Raw genomic sequence first — 1,985 nt, forward strand, 5'->3', positions numbered from 1 at the left:
CGCCCGGGTCGTCACCGCACGGAGGGACACCCGCGTGTGGCTCCCGCGGGGGACGGCTCCCGCCGCCGACCCGGGCGGCACCCGTTGGCCCGCACCGGGCTCCCCGGCCCGCCCCCGCGCGGGGGCGGGGCCCGTCCACCTGCGACGACGCGCCCCTCCCGGGCCGTGTGGGCGTGCCCGGAGCGCCGGAACGCGCCCCGCTACCGCCTCCGGAAGGCCGCCGACCGCCGCGGACGGGCGCGGGCCGCGCACCGGAGTGGACCGGCGAAGGTCCGCCCCGCGCGCCCGTGTCCCCCGTGCGAGCTACGCGCAGGTGTCCTCTCCACGGTGACGACCGCGCACCACCCCGCTCCGTAGCGTTTCTCCCAGACGCGAAACCCCCTACGAAGGAATTTCGATGAGACTTGTCTGGCAGCTCCTGGCCGTCGCCGCGGTCGCCTTCATCGGCGCACAGGGAGTCATGGCGTTCCAGGACGTCCCCTTGGTCTCCCTGGTCCTGGGCCTCCTGGTCGCCGTGGCCTCGGTGTTCGTCTACCGGTGGGTGGTGCGCCGCACCGAGCGCCGAACCGTGACCGAACTGGACTGGAAGGGCGCCGCCTCCGCCACCAGCTGGGGCACCCTCCTCGGCGTCGGACTGTTCGCCCTGGTCATCGTCAACATCGTCTTCCTCGGCGGCTACCAGGTCAACGGCCTGGGCTCTCCGATGAGCGCCCTGGGACTGGTCGGCTTCATGGCCGCCGTCGCGGTGACCGAGGAGCTGATGTGGCGCGGCGTGCTGTTCCGCATCATCGAGGAGCGCACCGGCAGCTGGATCGCCCTCGCACTGACCGGCCTGGCCTTCGGCCTGGTGCACCTGATCAACCCGCACGCCACCCTGTGGGGCGCCCTCGCCATCGCCATCGAGGCCGGCGGCATGCTCACCGCCGCCTACATCGCCACCCGCAGCCTGTGGCTGCCCATCGGCCTGCACTTCGGCTGGAACATCGCCGGATCCGCCATCTTCAGCACCGCGGTCTCGGGCAGCGACACCCCCCAGGGACTGCTGGACGTCACCATCTCGGGCCCCACGATCATCACCGGCGGCGACTTCGGCCCCGAAGGCAGCATGTACTCCGTGGTGTTCTGCGTCATCGTCACCGTGGTCCTCATGTGGATCGCCCGCCGCCGCGACCGGATCGTCCCCGTCCGCCGGCGCGGCGAGCGTCCCGCCGCCACCACTACACTGCCCCAGTGACCAGTCTCCGGCGGCTCCCCGAACTGTGGCAGCGACTCGACGTCACCCTCCGGGACCTGCCCCTGGGGCTGCTGCTCCTGACCGCCTCGCTCATCCCGTCACTGCACGGGCAGGGGACCGAGTTCGGCGGGGTGGCCGACCGCCCCCTCGACGCCCTGGGCCTGGTCGCGATCGCCCTCCAGTCGCTGCCCCTGGCCGGGCGGCGGCGGTGGCCGATCCTGACCCTGGCACTGGTGGCGAGCGGCTTCGCCCTCGACCAGCTCAACGGTTACCACCTGTTCGCGGGCACCGCGCTGCCCATCGCGCTGGTGAGCGCCGGCGCCCACGTCCACCGGTACCGGTGGACCACCGTGCTCGTGGCCTCGGCCGCCTACGTGGTGCTCTCGGTCGGGGTGGACCGGCTCGGAACGGGTGAGACCCCGGCCGGGTACGTGACGTTCTACGGGGCGCTGGCCCTGGCCTGGGGGGTCGGGGCATGGCTGCGCTCCACCCGCCTCGCCGAGGCCGAACGCCGCCGCCTCGTCGCCGAGGCCACCCGCACCGCCGAACGCACCCGCATCGCCCGCGAACTCCACGACGTCGTGACCCACCACGTGACCGCCATGGTCGTGCAGGCCGAGTCGGCGCGCTACCTGACCTCCGCGCCCGACCGGCTCGACCAGACCCTGACCGCGGTCACCGACACCGGCAGGCGGGCCATCACCGACCTGCGCCACCTGCTCGACCTGCTCAACCCCGACCACTCCACCCC

Annotated in this window: 2 protein-coding genes; both read left to right on the plus strand. The window is 73.4% G+C overall.

The annotated features are described in order from the left end of the window. Positions 1–397 precede the first annotated feature (397 nt). Positions 398–1,234: a CPBP family intramembrane glutamic endopeptidase gene (locus tag DQW06_RS24540; protein WP_013155647.1), complete on the plus strand. Its 837-nt coding sequence runs from the start codon at positions 398–400 to the stop codon at positions 1,232–1,234. After that, the coding region (locus DQW06_RS24545) for a sensor histidine kinase (protein WP_157983592.1) at positions 1,231–1,985 on the plus strand (755 nt) is incomplete at its 3' end. The genes DQW06_RS24540 and DQW06_RS24545, both read left to right, overlap by 4 nt.

The sequence above is a fragment of the Nocardiopsis sp. TNDT3 genome, from assembly GCF_003427465.1.
GTDB classification, from domain to species: domain Bacteria; phylum Actinomycetota; class Actinomycetes; order Streptosporangiales; family Streptosporangiaceae; genus Nocardiopsis; species Nocardiopsis dassonvillei.